This is a genomic window from Arthrobacter sp. efr-133-R2A-63 (assembly GCF_030209795.1).
GTDB classification, from domain to species: domain Bacteria; phylum Actinomycetota; class Actinomycetes; order Actinomycetales; family Micrococcaceae; genus Arthrobacter; species Arthrobacter bambusae_A.
The window spans coordinates 91255-112786 of sequence record NZ_JARVRG010000010.1 but is presented as its reverse complement, the minus strand read 5'-3'; the positions used below and the strand labels follow the sequence as shown (position 1 = coordinate 112786).

Sequence of the window (21532 nt, the reverse complement as noted above, 5' to 3'; positions counted from 1 at the left end):
ACAACCAGGAGCCGCTCATCCATGCCTCTTGACAACCAGACCCACATATCAGCTCGCAGTTGATGTCGTTTTGAGGGCTGAAAACGACGTTAACTGCGAGCTAGTTGGGCAGACCACGCGTTTTCCACGGAGAGACGAAAAAGGGAACCACCCTCTCGGGTGATTCCCTTTTCTTCGGTGGAGCTGAGGGGACTCGAACCCCTGACCCCCTGCATGCCATGCAGGTGCGCTACCAGCTGCGCCACAGCCCCGAACTTTGCCCCCAGGGACTTCCATCCCCGCCGGAGCAACTCGTCAATACTAAACCACAACGATGTGAGATAGGAAATCGAACCCGGCAGCTTCGGGACAGATGAGGTGCGGTCGATTTCTCGGCCGCACCTCCCCCCATTCCTGCCCTTCAGCTTGTTGTCGCAATCGCAACGAGCCACTGGATTGAAGTCTAGGGACTGGAAGGCCAATAAACAAACCGTTCAACCGGTTTATGACCGATCGGGTCGCCGGGAAGCTTCGTAGGAAGAAGCAAATTCGCCGAGGGCGCTGCGGAACGTTTCCGGTTCGCGCCCGGAGATCCGCCAAAGGCGTTCAGAGGAGTACCAGTGATCCTTCGTCACCAGGTCAATCTGATGGCCGCTGAATCCGGCCGCGCGCAAGGCCGAGCCGGCACGTTCGTCATCACCCAGGAACCTCGGATATTCCACGCCGCATACCCGGGCAACGCTTTGCAGGAGAACTGACACAGGAACCGGTTCCGGATATGCGGCGTGGAACGCCTGTCCGGGTTGCGGAGGGGCCAACGCGAGCCCGGAAAGCAGCCTTCCGAGCGCCTCCACGCCGATGAGCGAAACCAGCGCCGATCCGTCGCCTGGCCAGCCTCCAGCCACATTCAACAGCTTGAGCAGGCCCGGGACAAACCAGCGGTCTCCCGCACCGAACACGAGGTTGGGGCGGACAACTTCCCCGCCGCGGCCGAGAACCAGCTCTTCGGCGACGGCACGGCTGGCGCTGGCCACCGAGGCGGGGTGATAACGGGCCTCGGATTCACGGATGCCCCGGTGAGGGCCGCTTCCGTAAACGCTGCACGTGCTGACATAGATCAGCCGGGCAACTCCTGCCTCCCTGCACTGCTCAATGACGTCGCTGGTGCCGGACTCGTTGATCGCGTGGGCAAGGCGGGGGTCGGAGCCCACATAGGATGCGGCATGGATGACAACATCCGTATCGCGCAAGAAAGGGAGCAGGCTCCCCGGGACGGAAATGTCGGCGGTCGCAATGGTAGCGTTATTGTTTCGTAGTCTTGCAACCGGTTTTCGCGAGAGTGCCACAACCTGCGCCCCTCCGGACCCGGCGAGTGAGGCTACAACCCGGCTTCCAATGAAACCCGACGAACCCAGGACCAGAACCCGGGGCACATCGTCAACACATGTTGACATCGCACCCACAGGTCCCCCGGTCCGCCAGCTTCATGTACTCAAGTATCCCGGACGCAGAAACCGGAGAGGTCTCCACGCGGATCATGCAACAACGTGCCAAAGCCACCCGAACGGCAGTCATTGAGGGTGCAGCGTCGATCTTTGAAGAGGTCGGCTATGGGAATGCGAGCCTAAGCGACGTCACTGAGCGCGCCTCGGTCACCAAAGGCGCGCTCTATTTCCATTTCAAGTCGAAGGAAGACCTGGCGCTGGCCGTCATAGCCGAACAGCACAACATTGTGCGCGTCGCTGGCGAGAAGATCGCCTCCGCCGGCCTGCCGGCACTGGAGACGATGATCGCCATGTGCCGCACGTTCGGGCAACAGCTACTCGACGAGCCTGTGGTCAGGGCCGGAATCCGGCTGACATTTGAAGCTTCGGCGTTCAACGGAGACGTCAAAGGTCCGTACCAGGATTGGGTCACCACCATGGAGATGCTGACGCGCCAAGCCCAACTCGAGGGTGACGTGCGGCCCGAGGTTGATGCCGGCGACTTCGCACGGTACCTGGTGGCGTCTTTCACTGGCGTGCAGATGGTCTCCAATGTGCTGACGGAACGACGCGACGTCCTCAAACGCATTGAGGACATGTGGCGTTTCATGATGCCGGCCATTGCGCCGATACGCGGGCAGGGCTCGGAGACTCCCTGAATCAGCGTGGCTCTTTGACCCGGGCCAACAAGGACACCAGGGTCTCTCCTTCGTGCAACAACCGGACCTTCACCACGCCGCGCCCAATATTGGAGTCGAGCTGCGTCACCGCAACATCCACGGGATAGCTGAACTCGACCAACCTCATGAATTCCGCCTCAAACAGGGCAAAATCGGCATCCGGTCGGGACGTCGCCACCCGTACAGCCTGCCTCGCGGCCTCCACCAACAGCATTCCCGGAACGTGGTCGAGGGGATGGTCAAAGAAGATCGGATGCGTCGGATCGACACGCAACGGCCAAATGAGCGGGCGGCTGCTTTGACCGAGCATCACGTTCCGCTGGGTGGCATGCCCGACGTCGACACACGCCAGTAAGTCTTCGCCGGCGGTGGGCAGCCCGGTGCGGACCGTCCCGCGGAATCGCTCATACGTCACGGGATTCACAATGCGGGCTGCGGCCGCCCCTCCCCCTACGGGAGTGCCGTCAACAACGAACCGGGCGGACACCGTCAGTGCCGACAATTGCCCTCCACTGAGCTTCATATCCTTCACGTCGAGCCCGACGGCAACCTGCGTGGGCACCAAGGGATCCAGGAGCGCGGCCTCCACCGAAATGCTCATGTACGGCATGAGGAACGTATGACTCAAGGGCACTCCGCACAAATGGGACAAGAAGATCACTGCCTGCCTCAAGGTCTCAGCCATCAGCGCAGAGTCCGGCGAACCGTCGGGCGATCCATAAAACACATGCCATCGCGGCCATTGCGCTCCCGCGACAAACCGCCTGGAGCTTGATTGGACAAAGTCGGTCAAGAAGACTTCCGAAACGGAGCGCTTATGAACGAGCTCCCGATTGACGGAAGCCTCGAAGAGCGCTTCATCGCGCATTGGGTTCCCCCACTCCTCCCGGAATCTGCCAGAGCAGCAACCGCTGCTGTTGCGCCCCTATTAAATGCCCAAATCCTATCGGCAAGGCGTGCCCGTCGGATGATCGATGCCGGTGAACTACCCACATTGACATACCTACTGGTCGGTTTGTAGCTTGGTAGGGTGGAATTCGCAGACACAGGCAGCACACCCAAGGGCGCGGCCACCCGGAATGAGATCCTTCGGGTTGCCGCGGAGGTTTTTGCGCGCAAGGGCTTCGAGCAGACCCGGATGGACGACATCATCCGCGCAGTCGGGCTCACGAAGGGAGCCATCTACTTCCACTTCTCGTCGAAAGCCATGTTGGCCCAGGCCGTCGTCGATGAGCAGAAGGCACGGTGGCTGCTTCGCGTCCATGAGGAAATTCTCAGCAAGAACAACCCGCTCGAAGAATTGCGCCATCTCGGGCAATTCATGGTCAGAACAGTCCTGAGCGACTCGTCCGCGTGGGGCGTGGTTCACTTGGCCAATCACCTGGCATCCACAAGCGAGAATGCCGGCGGCACCTCACCCCTGGCGGCATGGGTGGATCTTGTGGCCGGCATTCTTCAGCGGGGCCGCGCGAGCGGCGTCCTGATGTTTTCAGGGGATCCCGACGATGCGGCAACGGTCATCGTGGCCGCATTCGATGGGTTGAAGTCCGTTACCGACGCCCTTGGCCCGAAAGATCTCGACGCCTTCGAGCGACGTGCGACCCTCCTCTTGGAGCTGGTCGAGCGTCAGTTCATTTCCAGCCAGTAATGCGGCGCACCACGAGCCAAAGATCTCGACCCTTAGCCAAAAAACAAACCGCACAGTCAGTTTATTAGGAGTAGAAATGAACATTTCAGCCAAAACAGCCCTCATCACGGGAGCATCCACCGGCATTGGTTCGGTGTTTGCCCGCAGGTTGGCAGCCGAGGGCGCACGTTTGATCCTGGTTGCCCGCAGCCAGGACAAACTCGATGCGCTTGCGGGTGAACTCCGCGGGCAGGGCACCGAAGTGACCGTCCTGGCCATGGACTTGAGCCTGCCGGACTCGGCCAAGGAACTCCAGCTCGCCACCGATGCCCTGGGACTCAAAGTGCACATCCTGGTCAACAACGCCGGATTCGGAACACACGGACACGTTCTCCATGCAGACGCCGATCGCTACGCGGAGCAGATCCAGTTGAACTGCTCCACCTTGGTCGGCACCAGCACTCGCTACCTGCCCGGCATGGTGGAACGCGGGGCGGGGGCGATCATCAACATCGCGAGTACGGCCGCCTTCCAGCCGATACCCCACATGGCCGTCTACGGCGCAACGAAGGCCTTCGTTCTTTCGTTCACCCAGGCGCTGTGGGCGGAGACGCAAGGCACGGGCGTGAAAGTGCTCGCCGTTTGCCCGGGAGCCACGGACACACCGTTCTTTGAAATCGCCGGTGAGTCAGCTGCCGCCGGCAACATGCGGACCCCCGAGCAGGTGGTAGACACTGCGATGTCCGCGATCCGCGGGAACAAGCCGAGCGTTGTGGATGGCCGGCTCAATTCCTTTGTTGCGCGGGTGGCCGTCAAGCTCCTGCCGGAGAAGCTGGTGATCGCGGTCGCGGGACGGGCCGTGCGCCCGGCCAACTAGTCCCCACCGGCTCCCAGCCTTCGCAAGCTCAGGCAGGGACCCTCGCCGGCGTCGGCCCAGCAGTTGGGCTGCCACACGACAATGGGCAGCCCTGCACTTAGGTTCCCTGGATGATTCCAATCTGGACTACGCCGGTATTGACCAGCGTCTTCGCCAGGTAGACAACCTGGCCGGAATGCTCCACGGTCTGGGTCAGGATCAGCACCGGGTCCTTGGCGTCCAGCTCGAGCAACTCCCCTCTCGCGACGCCGGGGGTGCCTGCTGCGATATCGGTCTCGCCGGGCCCGAAGGCCGGGCCAATGGCCGAGATCAAATTGGCCAACAGCGTCGCCCCTTGCCCGGCGTCGTCCACAATGGCCCGCGCCGCTTCAGGGTCGTGATCAACGAGACCCCCCTTGCTTGCCACGTGCTCCTGGACCAGGGCGATGGGTGAGCCATCCCGTGTGAGGACGCTCTCGAAGAACCAGGAGGCCTCCTCTTCCCGGATTCCGAGAGGCTCCGCGGTGAACACCGACGACGACGGGTGCAATACGTGCTGCGTACGGCTGACCTGGATAGCGGATCCGGCTTCGGCCAGAATCTCCTCCATGGGCCTGATCCGTTCCAGGCCAACCCGCGGCAGGCGGGTGGCGACAAAGCGTCCGATGCCCCGGCGGGAGCGCACATATCCGTCTTCTTCGAGGAGCATCAGCGCTTCACGGACCACCGTCCGGCTGACCTTCATCGCCGAACCCAGATCAGATTCCGAAGGCAACAGCGAGGAAACAGGGAAATGCCCGGCCCTGATGGCGTTCATGATGCGCGAGTAGACGGCAACGCGGAGCGGGATGTTGGCAGTGGCATCCAACGGCTCCGAAAGAACGGCTTCAGCACTGCGGTCCAAGATGGCTCCCTTCGTCGATAGTGAGAGTTTACGCGATGGGTATTCCAAGCTTGTATAACAAGCGTGTATGATTCACATATAAGCCACCTTGTGCTCTGCGCCACACCTGCATTGAGCCGCCTCCCAAGCCGTTCTGTTTCAAACAAGGAAGTTTGTCCATGACAACCCAAGCCACCAGCACCGCAGGGCTCCCCGTTCGGCGAAAAGCAGCCCGAGTGCCCATACTCATCGCCACGCTCATCCTTTCGATCCTCAGCTACCAGCTCAACGCCAGCCTGTTCTCGGCCGCCCTGCCGGCCATGGCCGCCCACTTCCAGGAATCCACGGAAAACGTGGCCAAGGTCCAGTCGTTGTTCTTCCTGACCGGCGCGGTCCTGGGCATGGCATTTTCCCGATGGAGCGACTTCCTGGGACGCCGCCGCACCCTGCTGATCGTGCTCTCGATGATGTTGTGCGGCACCGTCTTGTGCCTTTTGGCACCGAACCTGACCGTTCTCCTCGTGGGCCGGGTCCTGCAGAGTGCAACCAGCGCCACGTTCACCATTTCTTTCCTGCTCTTGTCCGAGCGCTTCAGCAAACGCCTCTTCGGCATTTCCGTCGGTGTCATCTCGGCGGTCAACGGCGGCATCGGCGGGCTCGACGGCTTCCTGGGCGGTTTCATCACCGACACCATCGGCTGGCAATTCCTCTTTGTGCTGGTCCTCGGCGTGGGCGTGCTCGCGATCGTGCTGGTCGCCGTCGTCGTCCCGAAGCGAGCCGCCCGGACACGCGAGGGACGCATGGACTGGTGGGGCGCCGGTACCCTGGGCACGTTCCTGGTTCTCTTGAGCAACCTGATCGGGCAGGCTTCCACTTCGGGATGGGGCGATATCTGGACCCTGGGCTATCTCGCCGGCGCCGTGGTATCCGGGCTGGCGTTCGTGGCCGTGGAAAGGCGCGTTGCACGTCCACTGATCGCCATCGAACAATTGCGGTCGCGCCAGGTATGGCCGGTTTTGGCAAGCACCGTGCTGACGCTTGCCGGCATCTTCTCGGCGTTGAACTTCACCGTGATCCTCCTGAGCCAGGACGCAAAAGCCGGATACGGACTGTCCGCCTCCATGTCCGCCCTCCTCTACCTGACGCCCACAGCCTTCGTCGGTGTGCTCACCGCGGTGTTCTCCGGCTGGTTCGCCCAGCGCATCGGCTGGTTCAAGGCCTTGCGGATCAGCAGCGGGCTGATCGTGGTGGCCGCGGTTGCGGTCGCAATCTTTGCCGCGGACCGTTGGATGGTGTTCGGCTTGCTGATCATCATGGGCGTCCTGTATCTCGGCCAGTTCCAGAGCACCGTCAGCGGCATCGCCGTATTGAATTCGCCCAAATCGGCTCCGGGTTCCGTGCCCGGCCTCAATGGAGCGTGCTTTGGAATCGGGGCCAGTGTGGGTATCGCCGTCGTCGCACCCGCCGTCGCAGCCGGAACCATCGCCGGCTACCAAAATGCCTTGTGGATCTCGACGGGCTTCGCCCTCGCGGCCTTTGCCGCTTCCCTGATCCTGCGCCCTGTCGCCGCGAACGCCGCAGCGGCGCCCGCCGTCGTCGTCTCCCATGCTTGATCCCGGACCCGAGTCACCCAACCCACGAAGGAGCACCATGACCACCACCACACCGCAGCCGTTTTACCTCGATTGCGATACCGGCATCGACGATTCCCTCGCCATCGCCTATCTTTTGGCGAGCCCCGAGGTGGAGCTGGCCGGGATCGGAACCGTCAGCGGCAACGTCAGCGCCGCAACGGGGGCAGTCAACACGTTGAACCTGCTCCATGCAGCCGGGAGGGCCGGGATCCCGGTCGCCGTGGGTGCCCATGATCCCCTCCTGGGAACGTTCGACGGCGGAGCGCCGCACGTTCACGGCGAGAACGGCATCGGCGGGGTCGTCCTGGAAGACTCCGGGCTGACCTTCGAATCGGAGACTGCCGCGGAGATGCTGGTGCGGCTCGCCAACGAGCACCCGGGTGAATTGCGCGTCATCGCCGTCGGTCCGCTCACCAATCTGGCCCTCGCGCTGCAACTGGACCCGGAACTCCCGTCGCTCGTCCGCGATGTCACGATCATGGGCGGAGCCGCGTTTGTGCCGGGCAACATCAGCCCCGTCGCCGAGGCCAACATCTTCAATGACGCCGAGGCGGCCGCCGTGGTGATGGAGGCCGCCTGGCCGGTGACCATGGTTCCCTTGGACGTCACCATGAACCACCGCTTCGATGAGGCCCATCGTGCGGCCCTTGGGGCGGCCGGACACCCGGTGGCCGATGCGCTCTCCGGGATGCTCGTGCAGTATTTCGCCTTTTACAACACGATTTTCGGTGAGCATTGCGCCGCCCTCCACGATCCGCTGGCGGCGGCAATCGCCGTCGGCGCCCTGGAGCTCGACGACGCCCCGTACGTCGGAATTTCCGTCGACACGAGCACCGGCGAGGCCCATGGCAAGACCCGCTGTGAGCGGATCGACGGCGGAGTCGCGGGCGCGCTGCAGGTGCCGGAACGGGCGTCCCGGGTTGTGCTGTCCGTCAAGGGCGACGCCGCCGCCCACCTCCTGGAACGGATCCTGTCCTTGCCGGCGGCGAACTAAAGGGGCTTTCGATGAACAAGGCTTCCGGCACGGGGCCGGAAACCCGGCACCGCAATCCAGCACCACCCGAAGGACAGTCCATGCCCATCCCCAGCACGCTCACCGTTGTCGGCAGCCTCAACGTCGATCTCACATGCCGCGTCCACCGCCTGCCCTCCCCCGGTGAAACCATCGGCGAAGGCGCCCTCAACCGTCAACCCGGCGGAAAGGGCGGCAATCAAGCCGCGGCTGCCGCACGGCTGGGTGGCGCCGCGCGCATGGTGGGGGCCGTCGGCGCGGATGCGGACGGCCGGCTCCTGACGGAGGCCTTGGACCGTGCCGGGGTTGATATTTCCGCAGTGAAGCAGGTTTCCGCGCCGACCGGTACCGCTTTGATCGTGATCGACAGCGAGGGCGAGAACCAGATCGCCGTGGCTCCTGGAGCCAACGCCATGGTTTCGCTCGACCACGTCGATTTCACCGATGGCGGGCCTGTACTCGCACAGCTGGAGATCTCCGTCGATGCCGTGCTCGAAGCCGCTCGACGCACGTCCGGGTTCTTCGCCCTCAACGCGGCCCCGGCACAGGCACTCCCGGGAGAACTTCTAGAGCGGTGCGAGCTGGTGATCGTCAACAAATCGGAGTACGAGCTCATCCCCGAGCTCCGGAGCGCCAAACGCGTGGCCGTGACCTACGGCGCAGGCGGTGCGTCGATGTACACGCGAGGGGTCAAGACCGCCCACGCACCTGCGAGCAAGACGAGCGTCGTCAACAGCGTGGGGGCCGGTGACGCTTTCTGTGCTGCCCTCGTGCTTGCACTCTCGTCCGGCCTCGATGAGGAAAGCAGCCTCGCGGCGGCCTGCGCGGTGGGGGCTGCCGCCGTCGCGAGCGAGCTTTCCCAACCGGAGTTCGAGCGGCTGGAACACTACCTGCGGAACTAAGAGTCCGGGCTTATGGGCGGGGCACCGCCCGGCAGCAGCGAACCGCGGGCCGCACCCACCATGCCTTCCACTGCGCGGGCCAGGTGCGTACCGCGGTCGCTGACGCCGTCCCAGCGCACCAAGGCCTGGGCATTCAGCCCGTCCACCATGCCCAGGATCTGCCAGGCGACAGACGGAGCATCGAACGTCTCGAACTCACCGGCGTCGATCCCCGCTTCGACGACGCGCTGCACCACCGCCTGCCATGCATCCATCTGCTCACGGACGCAGGCTGCGAGCGCCTGGTTCCGGCGCCCCAGGGTCCACGCCTCCACCCAGATTGCCGTGACATCGAGGCGGCTGCCGTCCATGAGTGTTTCGAGGAGCATTCCGAGCTGTTCCTTGGGAGTCGGCTGCGTCTCCAGAAGGCCGGCAACCTCCTCGGTCTCCGCCGCCACGATGGTCGCGAAAATGCCCGCCACGAGGGCCTCCACATTGGGCTGGTAATGCGCCACGAGGCCCGAGGCCACGCCCACCCGTGCCGCCACGTTGCGCAGTGTAATGGCGGAAAGCCCCTGTTCGAGCGCTATTTCCCGGGCGGCCTCGGCTATTTCGGCAGCGCGTTCGGCCGGCGTCTTCCGCGCAGCGCGTTTCTGTATGGTGCTTGACATCACAGACCAGTCTAAAGTAGCTTTCCTGTTATTGATCATGCGATCAATAACAATTTTCACCTCACCAACACAGAGGAGGCTTCCATGGCCTGGAGAATGCCGGCCGAAACCGCACCCCATGAGCGCATCTGGATGGCGTTCCCCCGCACTGGCCTGACCTTGGGCGACGACGCCGCGTCGGCGGAAGAAGCGTATGCGGCATGGACCGCCGTCGCGCACGCGGTGTCCGAGTTCGAGCCCGTCACCATGGTGGTCGACCCCAGCGAACGGGACAGGGCCAGCCGGATGCTGGGCGCCGGGATCGAACAGCTTGAGGCTCCCCTCGACGAATTCTGGATGCGCGACGTCGGACCCACCTTCGTCGTCGACGACGAACGTCCCGGCGTGCTGGGCGCAGTCGACTGGATCTTCAACGGCTGGGGCGCACCGGCCTGGTCCGAATGGCAGAAGAGCGCGGGCATGGCCCGGTTTGTCGCCGAAGCGTCCGGCGCGGAACTGGTTACTTCCTTGCTGGTCAACGAAGGCGGCGCCATCCACGTCGACGGTGAAGGAACCGTGCTCGCCACCGAAACCGTCCAACTGGATCCACGCCGGAACCCCTCTGCAGACAAGGCACGCGTCGAAGCCGAGCTGTCACGCACGCTGGGCACTACCCACACCGTCTGGGTGCCGCGGGGACTCACTCGTGACTACGAAGACCTCGGTACGCGCGGCCACATCGACATGGTGGCGACACTTCCTTCGCCAGGCCGGGTCCTGCTGCACTCGCAGACCAATCCAGGTCACCCCGATTTCGAGGTCAGCCGCACCCTCCAACGGTTCTTCGAAACCCAACAGGACGCCACAGGCAAGCCGTTCGAGATCACCTTGCTTCCCGCACCCGAGACCCTGCGCGATGAAGAAGGCTTCGTCGATTGGAGCTACGTCAACCATCTCGTGGTCAATCGCGGCGTGATTGCGTGCGGCTACGGCGAAGAACGGGCCGACGCCTTGGCCGCGGAAATCCTGGCCGAGGCGTATCCGGGCCGCCGCGTCGTCACCGTGGACGCCCGGCCAATCCTTGCCAGGGGCGGAGGAATCCACTGCATCACGCAACAGCAGCCCACGCTCACCAGGCCGGCTGCACGATGAGCCGCTTCGACGTCGTCGAGGCCTCCATTGCGCAGTTGCGTGCAGCGCTGGAGACAGGCGAGGTAAGCAGCGAGGAACTCACCCAGGCGTACCTGGACCGCATCGACGCCTACGACCGCAACGGCATCACATTGAACGCCTTGGTTGTGATGAATCCCGAAGCGCTCGCCGATGCCCGGGCCTCCGACGAACGCAGGGCAAACGGCAGCGTCCTCGGGCCCCTCGACGGCATTCCCTACACTGCCAAGGACAGCTACCTGGCCAAAGGGCTCACGGCCGCCGCGGGCTCCCCCGCCTTCGAAAACCTCATCGCCCAACGCGATGCCTTCACCATCGAACGCCTCCGCGCGGCAGGCGCTGTGCTGATCGGCCTGACCAACATGCCACCCATGGCCAACGGCGGCATGCAGCGCGGCGTCTATGGACGCGCCGAGAGCCCCTACAACGGCGATTTCCTCACCGCGGCCTTCGGATCCGGATCCTCGAACGGCTCGGGAACCGCGACCGCCTCGAGCTTCGGAGCCTTCGGCCTGGGCGAGGAGACCTGGTCAAGTGGCCGCGCACCGGCGTCGAACAATGCCTTGTGCGCCTACACCCCCTCGCGCGGAGTCATTTCAGTGCGTGGCAACTGGCCGCTGGTCCCCACCATGGATGTGGTGGTCCCCCACACGCGCTCCATGGCGGACCTCTTGGAACTGCTCGATGTCATCGTTGCCGACGACGCCGAAACCCGCGGCGACTTCTGGCGTGCGCAGCCGTGGGTGGAGGTCCCGGCCGCGTCAAGGGTCCGTCCGGCTTCCTATCCGGCGCTGGCACCATCCGACCTCGACGGCGCCCGCTCGCCGTTGAAGGGGAAACGCCTCGGAGTGCCGCGCATGTACATCAACGCAGACTTCGAGGCCGGTACCAGCGAAACTCCGGGCATCGGCGGCCCCACGGGCCAACGAATCCGGACGCGCGATTCGGTGATGGACCTATGGGAGGCTGCCCGGCGCGACCTCGAAGCCGCCGGTGCCGAGGTGGTGTTGGTGGACTTCCCTGTGGTCTCCAACTACGAAGGCGACCGCCCGGGCGCACCTACCATAGCCACCCGCGGACTGGTGAGCCCGGAGTTCCTCCGGCGGGAAATAGTCGATCTCTCGGCGTGGGCCTGGGACGATTTCCTCTCGGCAAACGGCGACCCGGCGCTCAACAGCCTGGCCGACGTCGACGGCGGGGCGATCTTCCCGCACCCGGAAGGGGCGCTTCCGGACCGCTATGACGGCTTCGACGACGACATCGCCGACTATCCCGCGCACATCCGCGCGCGTCGGGTCGCGTCCGTCACCGACATCCCGTTCCTCGAAGAAGGCCTGCGCGGACTCGAAGAGACCCGGCGGGTGGACCTCGAGGAATGGATGGACGGTCTCAAGCTGGACGCCGTCATCTTCCCCGCCGCCGCCGACGTCGGACCGGCGGACATGGACATCAACGAATCCTCAGCCGATCTTGGCTGGCGCAACGGCGTCTGGGTGGCCAACGGCAACCTCGTTCCGCGGCATCTGGGAATCCCGACCGTCACAGTGCCGATGGGAACCATGAGCGATATCGGCATGCCCGTCGGGCTCACGTTCGCCGGGCGCGCCTATGACGACACCGCACTGCTCGCCTTGGCTGCGGCCTTCGAAGCAACAGGCGAGCGTCGTACCGCTCCCCCGCGCACACCGCGCCTCGACTGACGGATCAGGTGGACTCGTCGTCGAAAGGGGCCTTCTGCCCGGCCGCCAGCCGCATAACCGGGCGGGCGGGAGGCTGTACAGGATGCTGCATTTGGGCTGGGATGGAAGGCTCAGGCAGCGGTTCGTCCTCGAGGAGGGCTTCACGGATAATGCGGCGAGGATCGTATTGGCGTGGATCCATTTTCCGCCAATCGATGTCCTCGAATTCCGGGCCGAGCTCCTGCCGGAGCTTTTCCTGCGCGCCGGAGGCCATGCGCCGCAGTTCGCGGATGAGCCGACCAAGCTTCCTTGCATACTCTGGAAGCTTGGTCGGCCCAAGGACCAACACGGCAATGATCAGGAGAAGGGCAATCTTCTCGACCGAAATATCGATCATGGCTCCATTCTAAAGCCACCACCCGGTCGTTCAGGGCGGTGCCGGGCTGGGTGGATCGGGCTAGGATATCGCGAACAACGCGACGGCAAGTCCAGCAGCCATCAGCGCCTCGCGCATGCCCTTCCATCGAGGAACGGCGTGCGATTTGCTCTCGGCCGGCATCGCGAAGGTGCCCAGCACCCACCCGGTGGCGGCGAAAATCATGAGCAGGGCGCCCATGATGTCGGCAAGGATGATGCCCAATTGGTGGCCTGGATGATCCGACACCGATCCGGCTCCGCTCGACGCGGAAAGCAGCACCCAGCCCGAAAGCGCCGCCACCAGGGCGTTGTAGATGGCGGACCATCGCCCCGCCTCGCCGGGACCCGAGCTCCTGTACACGATTCTGATGACGAAAAGGAGGAAGACAAGGCCAATCGCTGCTCCCAAGGGGACGACACCTAGCGGGGCCCATCCGAGCCCTACCGCCGCCATGGTTGCGGCCAATAGCCCCGCCGCGGCCGCGTCAATCCGTGCCGCCACACTCTTGGCCCGGAAGATGGCTCCGAACCCCAACACAGCCGCCGCCACGAAGAGCACCACCAGAGCGCCTACAACAAACCAACCTCGGAACATACCCTGCCAATCCTCCTGCGCGCTTCCGGTTGAAACCCACCCGCAGTCATATCACTTCCGAATGGGAGAAACCTGCACGCTACGTGCAGATCAGGGCTGCACCAGCAGGGCGACGACTCCGGAGCGGACAATGATGGTGATCCCGAGGGCGATGTACACCACGGGAATAACCCGGTTTCCAGCCCGGCGGCAGAGCACACCCACCTTCGGGTGCGCTGTCAGCCAGAAGCCGGCTGTGCACCACACCGCCACCATCACCGCGAAGGTGAGCCCCGTCGTCACCGAGGCCGCCGGCCCCAGCGAGCGGAAAAGCGGAATGTATACCGAGATGTTGTCTCCACCGTTGGCTACTGTCACAGCGACAACCACGGGCACGTTCAGCGAGCGCGGCTTCGGTGGATGTCCGGACGGGCGGGCGACCTTGAGCAAGGCGTAGCACCCCAAAGCGAGCGGCACCAGCCCGAGGAAACCCACCCACTCAACCGGGACCGGAGTGAGCGCCAATGCCGCCGCGGCCGCCACCACGGTCAGTATTCCGATGCCGATGTACTGGCCTACCCAGATTCTCCAGAGTCTTGGCACCGTCCGGGTCCTGGCCGACAAGAAAAGAACGGACAAGACCAGCAGGTCGTCGAGGTTTGTCGCGGCAAAGGCTCCAGCCGCTGTCAGTACGGTGCCGCCCAGATCTTCCATCGCTGATGACATTACCGCTTGAAGCAGGCGCTCCTGCCCGGACCGCACCGGCTGGCGCCATCGACCGGGCCGTGGCAGCATCGGACGATGGATACCGATGCCCGTCCCTACGTCGAGTGTGGCCAGCCGGAACCTGCCGTTCCGCTCCTTGGCGGGGACGTGACGGAGGGGCTCGTCCGGGTGGGCGATACAGTGCGGCGCCCTGCGAGCGACGCTTCTCCGCGGGTCCGCCGCGTCCTGGATTTCCTCCAATCGGCCGGCTTCCAGGGGGCGCCGCGCTTCCTCGGCATCGACGAAAGCGGCAGGGACACCCTGAGTTTCGTTCCCGGCGACGCCGCCGGCCGCCCTTGGCCACGCCGGGTCGCCGACGAATCGAGCGCCATCAGCGTCGCGCGCTTGGTGCGGGCCTACGATGACGCCGTGCAGCCGCTTGGGGTACCGGACTGGGCGTACCCGCACGACGGCGCTGATCCCCTTGGGTGCCCCGGCTCGATCGCGGGACCGGCAACATTCCTCGCCCACATGGACATCACCCCGGAGAATGTCGTTTTCCGGGACGGCACCGCCGTCGCCCTGATCGACTTCGATCTCCTGCGCCCCGCGACCCGGGCTGAAGAAGTCGCGAACTTACTCCTCTGGTGGGGCGCCTGGATGCCCGTCACCGACCGCGATCCCGTCATGCGCGGGGTCGACGCCGCCTCCCGTGCCGCCGTGCTGGTGGACGCCTATGGCCTGGGTCCTGCTGACCGCGCCAAGGTAGTCCACGTGGCCCGGAACGCCGCAGACCGCTCCTGGCATCTGATGAGGCACCGGGCGCTCACCAAGGGGGGCGGCTGGAAACGGATGTGGGACGAAGGCGTCGGGGACAAGATTCTTCGCCGCCAGGCATGGCTCGCCGAAAACGCCGCAGCTCTCCATGCCGCGATAACGAGCCGCTAAGCCTGGTCGGGGCGACGCAGGACTAAGGGAATCGTCGCGCGCATGGCACGGAGCAAGGCTCAACGCATGTCATTATTTCGCTTAATGAGAATGAGTATTGATAGCATCAATACTCATCATCGCTCCTACCCGAAAGTCCGCCATGCACCCTGCCCTCCTGGTCCGAGATTTGAGGGTGTCCCTCCGGGGACGCGCCTTGATAGACGGAGTCAGTTTCGCTATTGACCCGGGACAAAGACTGGCGCTTCTCGGAGCCTCCGGTTCAGGCAAGTCCCTGACCGCGGCGGCCCTCCTGGGACAGCTTCCGGCCACGATGAGTTTTTCCGGGGAGTTGCTGATCAATGGTGTGGACGTGCCGTTGTCCCGCAGGCGAAGCAGCCGCGCCGGGATCGCCGCCATACATCAGGACCCCATGTCGGCCCTCAATCCCCTGGTGCACCTCGGCAAACAGCTGGAGATCCCGCTGCGGCATGGTGGGTTTTCAGGCTCCATGGCCCGGAAACGGGCACGTGAGCTGCTTGAGGCGGTAGGAATAGCGGAAGCCGGGCGGACCATGGAGAGCTTCAGCGGCGAATTGTCGGGCGGTCAGCTGCAACGGGTCTGCATCGCGCTAGCCCTCGCTTGCCATAGTTCCGTCCTGGTGGCGGATGAACCCACCACTGCATTGGACATGGTCAACCAGGCCAAGGTCCTCGAGGCTTTGACCTCGTATTCGCGGTCGATGCATTCGAAGCCGAGCAGCCCTGCGTCCGGACGTTCCGGATCCGCGGCCGCAATGTTGTTCATCACGCATGACCTAGCCGTGGCAGCGGCATTGTGCCACCGCGCCCTTGTCCTGAGTTCCGGCCGGATCGTCGAAGAGGGATCGATGAAAGCGCTGGTGGAGCGGCCCCGCCACCCCTACACGAAGCAGTTGGTTGAAGCAGCCCATGCCGGCTTCGATGCCCTCCCCCGGGAAGCCACGGCATGAATGCAGTATTGAGTGCCTCCAATCTGGGCCTCAGCTACCCCGGCAGAGGACTCCTGGCACAACGCCAGTCCCGGCCCGCATTGCGGGGCGTGTCCCTCAGGATTGCTGCCGGAGACAGCCTCGGCCTGGTGGGTGGCTCGGGGGCCGGAAAATCGACGCTCCTGCGGATCCTGCTTGCTTTGGAGAAGCCGGACGCCGGAACCGTCACGTTCAACGACACTCCGGTGGCGCCCGGCCCGGCATCGTCATTGAGGTGGTACCGCCGCGCGGTGCAATACATCCCGCAGAATCCGGCAGCGAGCCTCGACCCGGGGATGAACGTGGAACGCCTTCTCCTGGAGCCCCTGAGGCAACTGCGCATCAACGGAGACCACCGCCGGATGATCCTGGATGCGCTGCAGCGGGTCGATCTCGATCCGGGCATGCTTACGCGTCGACCCCGGGAACTCTCCGGCGGCCAAAACCAACGCGTGGCCATTGCGCGGGCGCTGGTCCCCGCTCCGAGCGTCCTGCTGGCCGACGAGCCGGTGAGCGGGCTCGACCTTCCGCTCAGGAACACCGTCCTGGACCTCATGGAGCATTTGGTCCATCGGGACGGGCTTGGGCTCCTGTTTGTCTCGCATGACCTGGCCGCGGTCGCCCGGCTGTGCTCCCGGACCCTCGTTCTCTCCGAGGGACGCATCGTGGAACAAGGGCCTACCGACGCCGTGTACGCCAAGCCACAGACCAGGGAGGCCGGGGAGCTCGTCAACTCCATCCCCCGTCTGCGCAGGCACAAAGAAGACCACAAGGACAGGGCATGAACGGGAACCCCCGCGCGGAGCCCATGCCGCGGCTCCTGCTGGCCAGCCAGCTCATTTTCAACCTTGGCTTCTACTCCGTTGTCCCTTTCCTGGCGGTTTCCCTGCGCGAGGACTTCGGCATGGGCGCGATGGCCGTGGGAATCGTCCTCGGGGCCCGCACCTTCGCCCAGCAAGGATTGTTCTTCGTGGGCGGCGCCGCCGCGGATCGTTGGGGAGCGCGGCCCGTCATGATCGCCGGATGCCTGGCCAGGATTTCCGGGTACCTTCTGTTGATCTGGGCTTCGGACTTCCCCCTTTTTCTCCTGGGAGCCGTCATCACGGGGGTCGGTGGCGCCCTCTTTTCACCCGCCCTGGAAAGCCTTGTGGGCGGGGCCGAAGAACGACGAGCCGCCCTTCAGCCCCGCAAGACCAGTCTTTTTGCGCTGCTGGTCATCTTCGGAGAAGTCGGGGCGGTAGCGGGTCCCCTGCTCGGGTCCATCCTGCTCCAGACCGGCTTCGACACAGCACTGCTCGCCGGGTCGGGTGTCTTTGCCGTGATGGCCGTGGTCTTCAACGCGTTCCTTCCAGCAACTACGGCGAGCGCGGTCGCACCGTCCGCGAAGCACCCGGGCGCCGCACCGCCGTCGGACGCTTGGTCCTGCCTCAGGGAGAAGCGCTTCGTCGCCTTCGCGGCTTTCTACAGCGTCAACCTCTTTGCCTACAACCAGCTCTATTTCGGCCTACCCATCGAACTGGAACGGAGCGACGCCGGCTTGGGGGCACTTTCCGCGGTTTTCGCCTATGCATCCATCCTGACCATCACCCTGCAATGGCCCATCGCGGGGCTCATGAAACGGAAAGGCCCAGGCGCAGCACTTGCCGTGGGATTTGCCGTCCAGGGCCTGGGGTTCGTGGCAATTGCAGCCATGGCCGTGCTTCCTGCACCCGCTGTATTCCCTGCGCTGCCGGCGTTCCTGCTGGTTACCGCGCTTGCCCTCGGGCACATGTGCGTGGCACCCGTTGCCATGGATCTGGTCCTCGAATATGCCGCAGGACGCCCCACCGGCGCCTACTACGGCCTGCTCGCGAGCTGCGGCGGAACGATGGTTCTGCTCGGCAATGTCGCGCTTGCTCCCCTCTATGAACAGGCCACCACACCATCCCTGGCCGCGGCCGCTCCGTGGCTGGTGTCGGCAATCTTCGCGGCAGCCTCCGCGGCACTCATCCACCGCTTCCTTGCGGCACCCGTTCCGGCGCCGCGCACACAACAACTCCACCCCGCCTAGATCCACTCACACCCACGAAAGAAGGCACCAATCCATGGCTATTCCACGCCCACAAGCAATGACGGCGATACTCCTCTCCACCGCAATGGCCGCCGCCCTCAGCGCTTGCTTCGCCCAAGGCAACGCATCATCGGCCGGCAGTACCGACTCCCGAATCAAAGTAGCCATGCTGCAGCCACCCCGTTCAGGACTTACTCCCTTGAGCGACGACGCCTTCAAACTCTCACGCTGGAAGACCGCCGAGACGCTGGTTGTCCTCGATGCGCTCGGCGATGCGCAGCCGGCGCTTTCAACGGCCTGGGAGCAACTGGACGGCAGGAACTGGCGCTTCGAACTGCGCACAGGGGTGAAATTCCATGACGGGACGCTTCTGACGGCCGAGCAAGTGGCGGCATCGTTGACGGCGGCGGCCAACGCGAAGCCCAAGCCGCGGATCCTCGACGGCGTGCAGCTGGGCGTCCGTGCGGACGGCGGGAACGCCGTTGTCGTCACCACCCAAACGGACGACCCGCTGGTTCCGCAGCGGCTTTCGAGCCCCCAGCTTTCCATCCTCGCCGCATCCGCCTACAAGCCAGGCGGGGTCGTGAGCCCCATCAACGCCGGAACGGGCCCTTATGTCCTGGCGTCCGCGGACGGCACCAGCTCGGCAACGCTGAACCGCTTCGCCGACTACTGGGGAGAGAAAGCGGCGAGCAGCGGCGTCGACGTCCAGTACGTTCCGGACGGCACCGCGCGCGCTGCCGCGCTCAGGACCGGAACTGCCGACGTCGTGGAGGCCATTCCCGTAGGCCAGGTCGCCCAGGTCAAGGCGGACTTGATCCACGAAGTTCCCATGCCCCGCACCAACACCCTCTACCTGAACACCAAGACGGGCCCCTTCGCGGATCCGTCGGTCCGGGCAGTGGCCCGGGCGTCGGTCGAGCGGGCCGCCCTTGTCGAACGGGTCTACGAGGGACGAGCGGACATCGCCGAGGGCCTCTTGGGCCCGGCCCTTCCCTGGGCGGCGAAGGAGCGGCAGGGCACCTCCTATGCCGACACGCTGAAGAAGCGGGCGGAAGCGGCACCTGCCAATGGCCGCCGCATCAAACTCGGCACGTTCACGGACCGCGCCGAACTGCCCGAGGTCGCCGTGCAGCTTGAGCAGCAACTCGAAGCTGCAGGTTTCATCGTGGAGCAGGAAGTCCGCGAGTACCAGCACATCGAGGCGGACGCCCTGGCCGGCAAGTTCGACGCCTTCATCCTGTCCCGGGCAACGGTCCTCGACTCCGGCGACCCTGTCGCCTACATGTTCAGCGACTTCTCCTGCAAAGGCTCCTTCAATATCTCCCAGTTCTGCGATCCGGAGGTGGACGCAGCACTGGGCAAGGCCGCAGCCATCCCCGCAGGCCCGGAGCGCCGGGCGGCAATTGCCGCCGCCGAAGCACTGATCCTCTCGAAGGATGCTGCCGTGCCGCTGCTGCACGAGCGCGTCATCCAAGGCGAATCGGCCAGGATCCGGAACGTCGAACGTGATCCCCGCGAGCGCGCCCTGATCACCAGCAAGACAGGAATCGCCGGCTGATGCCAGGCCCGGCGTTCATCAAAACCGCGGCTTCCCGGGCCTTGGCGCTCCTCGCCATAGTGGTGCTGATCGGGCTGTTGCCCTGGCTTTCGGGACAGCGCCCCGAGTACACCATCCTGCGGGCCCGGTACGCCGACCGGGAAGCGACCGATGAGACGCTGGGCATGATCCGCGCGGAACTCGGACTCGATCGAGGACCAGTACACATCTTCCTCGACTGGGCAGGAAGCGTCTTGCGCGGGGACATGGGAAATTCCTGGATTACGAATACGCCGGTCGGCCCCGGCACCGTGGAAACCCTCGGAGTGTCCGTCACCTTGATGGCATGCGCGGTGGCCGTTGCAACGGTGATGGCCACCGCGCTGTGCGTTCCTGCCGTGATGCGGGGCCTGGCCGGGAACCCCGGGCCGGGGTCCGGCGTCGTAGCGGCGGCCATGACCGCCCTTCCCGAGTTCCTCCTGGCGGCGATGCTCCTTGTCGTCGGTGCCGTGTGGCTGGGCTGGTTTCCGCCCTATGGCTGGCAGGGCCTGGACCATGCGGTATTGCCGGCACTCGCCCTCGGCCTGCCTGCCGGCGGGCTGATCGGGCGGCTGCTTTCCGACGCCACCAGCCTGGCGTTCGCCGAAAAATGGGTGGCCACGTGGGCGATGGCCGGAGCAAGCCCCGCCAGGCTCACCGCGGCGGTTCTCCGCCGGGCGTTGCCGTCGGTGATGAGCCAGATCGGGCTTGTCCTCATCGGCCTCACCGGCGGGGCGGTTGCGGTGGAGAAGGTCTTCGCGGTTCCCGGCTTGGGCCGCGCGGTCCTGGGCGCGGCGAGCGCCCAGGACATACCCGCGCTGCAGGCAGGAGTCCTGGCCCTTCTCATGCTGGCGATCGGGGCGGGTTCCCTCAGTGCTGCGGTCCGATACCTTCTGGTGGGAGCGGCGCTACGCTCGGGCACAGTTCCGGTTCCGGACTCGCCGGGAAGACCACGACGGCGGGATGTCGCCGTTCCGCTCGTGGCGGCGGGAGCGTTGCTGCTCATCGTCGCCGCGGGCTTGCTTCGCGATCCGTTCACCTCGAGCCATGCACGGCTTGCCGGCCCGGGCTTCGAACTGCCCTTCGGTGCCGATGCCAGCGGACGGGATCTCCTTGCCCGGGTGGGGCATGGCGCCGTGTCCACCCTGGGGACGGCTTTGCTCGTGGTGCTGGCTTGCCTTGTGATCGGGATCGTCGTCGGGCTCTTCCCGCTCGCGGCCACCGGTCCGCTGGAAGTAGCCAACGCCGCTCCGCCCGTCCTGGCCGGGCTGATCGTTGCCGTGATGACCGGCCCCTCGGCCGAAGGAGCAGCAATAGCCGTCACCTTGGTGAGTTGGGCACCCCTGGCCGCCCATACAGCGGCCTTGGCACAGGAGGCCAGGGCACAACCCCATGTGAAGATCCTTCCGGTCCTGGGCGTGGGAAGGGTCCGCATCCTCTGGCGCTACATCCTCCCGGCCATCCTTGGCCCGGTGTTCAGGCATTCGATGCTCCGGGTACCGGGAATCGCGCTCGCCTTGGCCGCCTTGGGATTCCTGGGCCTCGGCCCTCATCAGCCGTCCCCCGAGTGGGGCCTCATCCTCGCTGAAGGAATCAACTACGTGGAGCGGGCCCCTTGGGCTGTCGCCGCCCCGGCGTCGGCGTTGATCCTCGCCTCGATCCTGGCAGTTTCACTGTCCAGCGTGACGTGGTCGCGCGCGCAGGCAAAGGGAAGCCCCTGGAGTAGTCCCGATTGA

General features: G+C 64.9%; 21 protein-coding genes and 1 tRNA gene. 14 read left to right on the top strand and 8 right to left on the bottom strand.

All coding sequences use genetic code 11. The features are described from left to right. Nucleotides 1-178: 178 nt before the first annotated feature. Nucleotides 179-251: transfer RNA gene (locus QRN45_RS05685), tRNA-Ala, on the bottom strand. A gap of 231 nt (nt 252-482) precedes the next feature. Beyond that, nucleotides 483-1433, bottom strand: coding sequence for an NAD-dependent epimerase/dehydratase family protein (locus tag QRN45_RS05680; protein WP_284762625.1), 951 nt, complete (start codon nt 1431-1433; stop codon nt 483-485). Between QRN45_RS05680 and QRN45_RS05675 the strand changes: the two genes are divergently transcribed. Continuing rightward, nucleotides 1424-2122, top strand: a complete 699-nt coding sequence (locus tag QRN45_RS05675; RefSeq protein WP_284762624.1) for a ScbR family autoregulator-binding transcription factor — start codon at nt 1424-1426, stop codon at nt 2120-2122. The genes QRN45_RS05680 and QRN45_RS05675 overlap by 10 nt on opposite strands. Before the next feature lies 1 nt (nt 2123). Here the strand turns inward: QRN45_RS05675 and QRN45_RS05670 are convergent, their stop codons facing one another. After that, nucleotides 2124-3011, bottom strand: coding sequence for a ScbA/BarX family gamma-butyrolactone biosynthesis protein (locus QRN45_RS05670; protein WP_284762623.1), 888 nt, complete (start codon nt 3009-3011; stop codon nt 2124-2126). Between the two features lie 162 nt (nt 3012-3173). Here QRN45_RS05670 and QRN45_RS05665 point away from each other — a divergent pair, with 162 nt between their 5' ends. Together QRN45_RS05665 and QRN45_RS05660 are read left to right on the top strand one after the other, a co-directional pair. Continuing rightward, nucleotides 3174-3791, top strand: a complete 618-nt coding sequence (locus QRN45_RS05665; protein ID WP_284762622.1) for a TetR family transcriptional regulator — start codon at nt 3174-3176, stop codon at nt 3789-3791. A 76-nt stretch (nt 3792-3867) separates the two neighbouring features. Next, nucleotides 3868-4647, top strand: a complete 780-nt coding sequence (locus QRN45_RS05660) for an SDR family NAD(P)-dependent oxidoreductase (RefSeq protein WP_284762621.1) — start codon at nt 3868-3870, stop codon at nt 4645-4647. A 97-nt stretch (nt 4648-4744) separates the two neighbouring features. Here the strand turns inward: QRN45_RS05660 and QRN45_RS05655 are convergent, their stop codons facing one another. Then, nucleotides 4745-5530, bottom strand: a complete 786-nt coding sequence (locus tag QRN45_RS05655; protein ID WP_284762620.1) for a GntR family transcriptional regulator — start codon at nt 5528-5530, stop codon at nt 4745-4747. Between the two features lie 158 nt (nt 5531-5688). Between QRN45_RS05655 and QRN45_RS05650 the strand changes: the two genes are divergently transcribed. The 3 genes from QRN45_RS05650 (at nt 5689) to QRN45_RS05640 (ending at nt 9057) form a co-directional block, all read left to right on the top strand. Then, nucleotides 5689-7122 (top strand): MFS transporter, encoded by a 1434-nt coding sequence (locus QRN45_RS05650; RefSeq protein WP_284762619.1) that lies wholly within the window; start codon nt 5689-5691, stop codon nt 7120-7122. A 37-nt stretch (nt 7123-7159) separates the two neighbouring features. Continuing rightward, nucleotides 7160-8137, top strand: a complete 978-nt coding sequence (locus QRN45_RS05645) for a nucleoside hydrolase (RefSeq protein ID WP_284762618.1) — start codon at nt 7160-7162, stop codon at nt 8135-8137. Between the two features lie 80 nt (nt 8138-8217). Continuing rightward, nucleotides 8218-9057, top strand: a complete 840-nt coding sequence (locus QRN45_RS05640; protein WP_241710527.1) for a PfkB family carbohydrate kinase — start codon at nt 8218-8220, stop codon at nt 9055-9057. Here QRN45_RS05640 and QRN45_RS05635 read toward each other — a convergent pair. Beyond that, the gene (locus tag QRN45_RS05635) at nt 9054-9707 is read right to left on the bottom strand and encodes a TetR/AcrR family transcriptional regulator (RefSeq protein ID WP_284762617.1); all 654 of its coding nucleotides are present in this window, start codon (nt 9705-9707) and stop codon (nt 9054-9056) included. The two genes, QRN45_RS05640 and QRN45_RS05635, sit on opposite strands and share 4 nt — an antisense overlap. 84 nt (nt 9708-9791) lie before the next feature. On the opposite strand from QRN45_RS05635, the gene QRN45_RS05630 reads away from it, so the two are divergent. Both QRN45_RS05630 and QRN45_RS05625 read left to right on the top strand, forming a co-directional pair. Next, nucleotides 9792-10838, top strand: coding sequence for an agmatine deiminase family protein (locus QRN45_RS05630; RefSeq protein WP_284762616.1), 1047 nt, complete (start codon nt 9792-9794; stop codon nt 10836-10838). Continuing rightward, the gene (locus QRN45_RS05625; protein WP_284762615.1) at nt 10835-12556 is read left to right on the top strand and encodes an amidase; all 1722 of its coding nucleotides are present in this window, start codon (nt 10835-10837) and stop codon (nt 12554-12556) included. The genes QRN45_RS05630 and QRN45_RS05625 overlap by 4 nt, the downstream gene beginning before the upstream one ends. A gap of 4 nt (nt 12557-12560) precedes the next feature. On the opposite strand, the gene QRN45_RS05620 is transcribed toward QRN45_RS05625, so the two are convergent. From QRN45_RS05620 to QRN45_RS05610, 3 genes are all read right to left on the bottom strand, one after another. Further along, entirely contained in the window at nt 12561-12932 is a 372-nt protein-coding gene (locus tag QRN45_RS05620; RefSeq protein ID WP_264636496.1) for a sec-independent translocase, read from the bottom strand. 60 nt (nt 12933-12992) lie between these two features. Next, on the bottom strand, nt 12993-13514 hold the full coding sequence (locus QRN45_RS05615; protein ID WP_284762614.1) for a hypothetical protein: 522 nt from the start codon (nt 13512-13514) through the stop codon (nt 12993-12995). Between the two features lie 123 nt (nt 13515-13637). Then, nucleotides 13638-14252 (bottom strand): cadmium resistance transporter, encoded by a 615-nt coding sequence (locus QRN45_RS05610; protein ID WP_284762613.1) that lies wholly within the window; start codon nt 14250-14252, stop codon nt 13638-13640. A gap of 75 nt (nt 14253-14327) precedes the next feature. On the opposite strand from QRN45_RS05610, the gene QRN45_RS05605 reads away from it, so the two are divergent. The 6 genes from QRN45_RS05605 to QRN45_RS05580 all read left to right on the top strand — a co-directional run bounded on the left by QRN45_RS05605 (nt 14328) and on the right by QRN45_RS05580 (nt 21532). Beyond that, nucleotides 14328-15179 (top strand): phosphotransferase, encoded by an 852-nt coding sequence (locus QRN45_RS05605; protein WP_284762612.1) that lies wholly within the window; start codon nt 14328-14330, stop codon nt 15177-15179. 97 nt (nt 15180-15276) lie between these two features. Next, nucleotides 15277-16149 (top strand): ATP-binding cassette domain-containing protein, encoded by an 873-nt coding sequence (locus QRN45_RS05600; RefSeq protein ID WP_264636500.1) that lies wholly within the window; start codon nt 15277-15279, stop codon nt 16147-16149. Further along, entirely contained in the window at nt 16146-16952 is an 807-nt protein-coding gene (locus QRN45_RS05595; protein WP_284762611.1) for an ABC transporter ATP-binding protein, read from the top strand. The genes QRN45_RS05600 and QRN45_RS05595 overlap by 4 nt, the downstream gene beginning before the upstream one ends. Continuing rightward, a complete protein-coding gene (locus QRN45_RS05590) occupies nt 16949-18217 on the top strand; it encodes an MFS transporter (RefSeq protein WP_284762610.1) in 1269 nt (422 codons plus the stop codon). The genes QRN45_RS05595 and QRN45_RS05590 overlap by 4 nt, the downstream gene beginning before the upstream one ends. A 34-nt stretch (nt 18218-18251) precedes the next feature. Beyond that, nucleotides 18252-19778: an ABC transporter substrate-binding protein gene (locus tag QRN45_RS05585; RefSeq protein WP_284762609.1), complete on the top strand. Its 1527-nt coding sequence runs from the start codon at nt 18252-18254 to the stop codon at nt 19776-19778. Further along, on the top strand, nt 19778-21532 hold the full coding sequence (locus QRN45_RS05580; protein WP_284762608.1) for an ABC transporter permease subunit: 1755 nt from the start codon (nt 19778-19780) through the stop codon (nt 21530-21532). The genes QRN45_RS05585 and QRN45_RS05580 overlap by 1 nt, the downstream gene beginning before the upstream one ends.

Bases quoted from the DNA above. Each gene is read 5' to 3' on its own strand.
- QRN45_RS05625 (WP_284762615.1), top strand. From the start codon at position 10,835: ATGAGCCGCTTCGACGTCGTCGAGGCCTCCATTGCGCAGTTGCGTGCA.
- QRN45_RS05675 (WP_284762624.1), top strand. From the start codon at position 1,424: ATGTTGACATCGCACCCACAGGTCCCCCGGTCCGCCAGCTTCATGTAC.
- QRN45_RS05620 (WP_264636496.1), bottom strand. From the start codon at position 12,932: ATGATCGATATTTCGGTCGAGAAGATTGCCCTTCTCCTGATCATTGCC.
- QRN45_RS05585 (WP_284762609.1), top strand. From the start codon at position 18,252: ATGGCTATTCCACGCCCACAAGCAATGACGGCGATACTCCTCTCCACC.
- QRN45_RS05635 (WP_284762617.1), bottom strand. From the start codon at position 9,707: ATGTCAAGCACCATACAGAAACGCGCTGCGCGGAAGACGCCGGCCGAA.
- QRN45_RS05670 (WP_284762623.1), bottom strand. From the start codon at position 3,011: ATGCGCGATGAAGCGCTCTTCGAGGCTTCCGTCAATCGGGAGCTCGTT.
- QRN45_RS05605 (WP_284762612.1), top strand. From the start codon at position 14,328: ATGGATACCGATGCCCGTCCCTACGTCGAGTGTGGCCAGCCGGAACCT.
- QRN45_RS05580 (WP_284762608.1), top strand. From the start codon at position 19,778: ATGCCAGGCCCGGCGTTCATCAAAACCGCGGCTTCCCGGGCCTTGGCG.
- QRN45_RS05640 (WP_241710527.1), top strand. From the start codon at position 8,218: ATGCCCATCCCCAGCACGCTCACCGTTGTCGGCAGCCTCAACGTCGAT.
- QRN45_RS05595 (WP_284762611.1), top strand. From the start codon at position 16,146: ATGAATGCAGTATTGAGTGCCTCCAATCTGGGCCTCAGCTACCCCGGC.
- QRN45_RS05645 (WP_284762618.1), top strand. From the start codon at position 7,160: ATGACCACCACCACACCGCAGCCGTTTTACCTCGATTGCGATACCGGC.
- QRN45_RS05590 (WP_284762610.1), top strand. From the start codon at position 16,949: ATGAACGGGAACCCCCGCGCGGAGCCCATGCCGCGGCTCCTGCTGGCC.
- QRN45_RS05660 (WP_284762621.1), top strand. From the start codon at position 3,868: ATGAACATTTCAGCCAAAACAGCCCTCATCACGGGAGCATCCACCGGC.
- QRN45_RS05680 (WP_284762625.1), bottom strand. From the start codon at position 1,433: ATGTCAACATGTGTTGACGATGTGCCCCGGGTTCTGGTCCTGGGTTCG.
- QRN45_RS05610 (WP_284762613.1), bottom strand. From the start codon at position 14,252: ATGTCATCAGCGATGGAAGATCTGGGCGGCACCGTACTGACAGCGGCT.
- QRN45_RS05650 (WP_284762619.1), top strand. From the start codon at position 5,689: ATGACAACCCAAGCCACCAGCACCGCAGGGCTCCCCGTTCGGCGAAAA.
- QRN45_RS05630 (WP_284762616.1), top strand. From the start codon at position 9,792: ATGGCCTGGAGAATGCCGGCCGAAACCGCACCCCATGAGCGCATCTGG.